The 4,100-nt window shown below is 67.3% G+C and carries 3 protein-coding genes; 1 reads left to right on the top strand and 2 read right to left on the bottom strand.

Annotated features, from left to right (window positions below; genetic code table 11):
• A partial coding sequence (locus H926_RS0104745; RefSeq protein WP_022675297.1) for an efflux transporter outer membrane subunit occupies window positions 1–1,171 on the top strand: 1,171 nt, incomplete at its 5' end.
• Window positions 1,172–1,302: 131 nt separating this feature from the next.
• Here H926_RS0104745 and H926_RS0104740 read toward each other — a convergent pair.
• Together H926_RS0104740 and atzF are read right to left on the bottom strand one after the other, a co-directional pair.
• Window positions 1,303–2,235, bottom strand: a complete 933-nt coding sequence (locus H926_RS0104740) for a YncE family protein (RefSeq protein ID WP_022675296.1) — start codon at window positions 2,233–2,235, stop codon at window positions 1,303–1,305.
• Between the two features lie 118 nt (window positions 2,236–2,353).
• Window positions 2,354–4,100 (bottom strand): allophanate hydrolase (atzF, locus tag H926_RS0104735; RefSeq protein ID WP_022675295.1); only part of this gene is annotated, 1,747 nt, incomplete at its 5' end.

Below are 4,100 nucleotides of genomic sequence, written 5' to 3'. Positions count from 1 at the left end.
GGCGCAGGCGCAGTGGCGCGCCGTGCTGGGCCGCCGCGCGCCGCAGATCGATGCCAATGCCCGCGCCGAACAGCAGCAGGTGAACCTGGCGGCGTTCGGCTTTGGCGCGTCACCCGCGCTGGGGCTGGATGGCAATCCCGATTTCCATCTCTATTCGGTGGGCGGCGGCGTCAGCTATGACCTTGACCTGTTCGGCGGCCTCAAGCGCCAGGCCGAACAAAGCGGCGCGCTGGCCCTGGCGCAGCAGCGCCAGACCGAGGCCGCGCATCTGGCGCTGGCCGGCCAGGTGGTGAACCAGGTGCTGACGATTGCTGCGATCCGCAGCCAGATGGCCGCGCAGCAGGCGCTGCTTAGCGACGACGCACGCAATCTCGACCTCATGCAAAAACGCCAGCAGGGGGGCGAGGGCACGGCGGTAGAAGTCCTGAGCGCGCAGGCGCAGCTTGCCGCAGACCGGCCGGCCTTGCCTGCCTTGCAGCAGCAACTGGCCCAAGCGCGGGCGATGCTGGCAACGTTGCTGGGCATCACGCCCTATACGCTGGGGAAGACCGATTTCACGCTGGAGCAGTTTTCCCTGCCCGCGCAAGTGCCGGTCTCGCTGCCATCGGCGCTGGTGCACAAGCGGCCCGATATCCTCGCGGCCGAGGCGCAGTTGCATGCCGCCACGGCCGAGATTGGGGTGGCCACTGCGCGGCTCTATCCCAACATCACCCTGGGCGCGACGCTGGAACAGGGTGCGCCGGGGCTGGGCGATCTTACCGCCAATGCCTTTCGCGGCTATGATATCTTCGCCGGGCTGACTGCGCCGATCTTTCACGGCGGCACGCTCAAGGCGCAGCGCGAGGCGGCCGTGGCGCGGGCGCGGGCGGCCGACCACACTTATCGCCAGACCGTGCTGACCGCCTTTGCCCAGGTGGCGGAACTGCTCCACGCGCTCGACAGCGATGCGCAAGGCGTGGCGATGCAGCAGGATGCGCTGGCCGTGGCAGACCGCGCGCGCACGCTGTCACGCAAGAGCTTTGACGTGGGCAACAGCGGCGTGTTGCAGGTGATCGACAGCCAACGCACCTGGCAGCGCGCCAGCACCGCGCTGGTGCAGGCGCGCGCGCAGCAGTTCCTCAATGTCGCGCGGCTTTATGTGGCGACGGCTGGGGGGTGGGTGACGGAGTGATGGGTGATGTTGGTGTGTGGCTTCCACCCCCCCCCTACCCCCTCCTCTAAAGAGGATGGGGCTTAAAAACAGGATGTTAACTCCCCCTCCTCTTCAGAGGAGGGGGGCGGGGGGTGGTGGAACCCTAGCGCCTACTTCCCATAACTACCCGGCTCTGGCCACCATGTTAGCGTGTGGGCATCATGCGCCGAGGTCCAGATGCCGGCTGGGCTGAACCGCAGGCCGCCACTGCCTGCAGGCTTGCCCACGCGGGCGTCGATCGCCATGGTTTGCGCGTCGATCACGGCAAAGACCTGATCATCGGTGGTGCGCAGCCACACCTTGCCGGCGCCGGTATCGATATCCCCCCACTTGAGATTTTCGCCCACCTTTACCCGGCCGAGCAGCGCGCCGGTCTTCGGGTCGATACGCGCCAGGGTGCCATCGCCCTGTTCCTGCACCCAGACACTGCCTTCGCCGGCCGCCAGGAAACCGGGTGCCTTGCCCAGCGGGGTGCGCGCGGTGACGGTGTTGGTGGCCGGATCGATGCGTTGCAGGCTTTGCTGGGCGGCGCTGACCACCCAGATCGCGCCTTCGCCAGCGGCCATGTACCAGCTGCCGGGATCGACCGGCACGGTGGCGGTGACGGTGTTGGTGGCTGGATCGATGCGCGAGACCACGCCCTTGGCATCACTCGCCACCCAGATCGAACCAGCCCCGGCCACGACATTGAGTTCGCCTTCCTTGTCGTTGGCGATGCCGCTGGCAATCGTGGCGACAAGCTTGCCCGTTGCGGTGCCGATGCGGTTGACGGTGCGATCGGCGCAATTGGCGACCCACAGCGCGCCATCGGCAACGGCCATGCCGCCGCACGGATGGGCCAGCGGCACTGTCGCCTTCATGCCGGTGAGTGACCATTGCTCCACCCGGCCGCGATTGGTGGCCCAGACGGTGTCGCCGTCAACCGCGAGGAAATCGGCAAAGCCGGGCACGGCGATAACCTTGGGCTTGGGAGCGGCCTGGGCGGCAATGGGGGCCGCAAATGGGGCGAGCACCAGGAGCGTGGCGGCAACAAAGCGCTTCATCGGCTTTCCTCCTCTTCGTCACCCCGGACTTGATCCGGGGTCCAGCTTGCTTCCTCTCCCGCCGCTCAAAGGAAGCGGGCCCCCGGATCAAGTCCGGGGTGACGAAATATGATGGTGGTCAGGCCTTCTGCGCGATAAAGGCGCGCCAGCCACCGAGGTTGGTAATGTCTTGCGCGCCGGTGATCGCGCGTGGTTCGGCGACGAAGCCTTTGACGCTGCTGCCATCGGCCAGGGTCACCGTGCCGATCGCCAGCGGCGCGGGCACTTCGACGGTGAAGCTGCCAAACTCGGCCACGCCCAGTTCGTAGACTTCCACCGCGATCGCCGCGCCTTCGTCTCCGGCATGGATCAGCGCCGGCTTGGGCGGCACGCTATCGGCCATGGCATAGAGGCGATAGCTGGGCGCGGTGGTGGTTGCTTCCACGAAGGTGGCGTTGCGGCTGGTCAGCTGCCAGTGCAGCGGCATGTCTTTCAAGTGGGCGCCAACCACGGCGAGTTTCACGGTCTGCATCTTGCCCTCCAGATCGAGCGGGGGTGGGGGTGGCAGCTGGGCCACGGAAAGATAGGCATCGGCCAGATCGAGCAAGGCGCGGTCGCTGTCGGCCGGGCCGATCAGCGTGATGCCAAAGCCGGTGGCGTTGTGGCGCACCCCGGCCGGCACGGCGAGCGCCGCCATGTCGAGCAGATTGACGAAGTTGGTATAGGCGCCAAGGTTGCTGTTGAGCGCGATGGGCGCCGCCTGCAATTCGGCCACGCGATAGGCCGTGCCGGTGGTGGGGAACGCCAGTGCGTCGATCGCGTCCCACAGCTGGTCGGCATGGCGTTTCAATTCGGCGAGGCGATAGATGCCGTTGAACAGCTCGACCGCGCTTTTTTCCAGGCCGGGTTCGACCACGGCGCGCACGGTGGGATCGATCGCGCCAGGGTTACTGGCCAGCAGCGACGCCAGCGCCGCGGTACGTTCCGCCACCCATGGCCCGCCATAGAGTAGCAGCGCTGCCTCTTGCAGCGGGGCATAGTCGATTTCCACCAGGGTGCCGATTTCGGCCAGCTGGGCCAGCGCGCGGTCATAGAAATATTCGGATTCCGCGTCACCAAACCACTGGCGCTGAGCGCGCCTGGGCACGCCGATCACGCGGCCGGCGATCGGCTTGTCGGCCAGCGATTTCGACCAGGGATCGGCGGCGTCATAGCCGGCGACGACATGATCGATCAGTCGCGCATCGGCAGTATCGGCGGTGAATACCGAAATGCAATCGAGCGAGCGGCATGCTGGCACCAGGCCAGATGTGGACCAGCGGCCCTTGCTGGGCTTCATGCCGATCAGATGGTTGAACGCGGCGGGCACGCGGCCCGATCCGGCAGTATCGGTGCCGAGCGCGAACGGCACCAGGCCGGCGGCCACCGCGATCGACGAGCCCGAGCTGGACCCGCCCGAGACATAGGCCAGGTTGCTGGCATTGCGCGGAATGCCATAGGGGCTGCGCGTGCCGACCAGGCCGGTGGCAAACTGATCAAGGTTGGTCTTGCCCACGCAGATCGCGCCGGCCGCCTCAAGCCGGGCCACGACTGCCGCCGATCCTGACGGGCTATAGGCAAAGGCCGGGCAGGCGGCGGTGGTATCGAGCCCCGCCACGTCGATATTGTCTTTCACCGCAAAGGGCACGCCGGCCAGCGGCAGGTGTTCGCCCGCTGCCACGCGCGCATCGACGGCGCGGGCAGCGTCCAGCAGGGCAGCATCGGCCGGGCGGCTGATCCAGATCTGTGGCTGCACGGCATCATAGGCCGCGATGCGCGCCAGTGCCAGCTCCATCGCGGCGAGCGCTGTGGTTTGCCCGCTGCCAACCGCCTGGGCGAGGGCGGCT

This window comes from Novosphingobium sp. B-7 (assembly GCF_000410615.1).
Taxonomy (GTDB): Bacteria; Pseudomonadota; Alphaproteobacteria; order Sphingomonadales; family Sphingomonadaceae; genus Novosphingobium; species Novosphingobium capsulatum.
The sequence above is the reverse complement of the archived record's forward strand: the minus strand, read 5'-3'. Positions and strand labels throughout refer to the sequence as shown.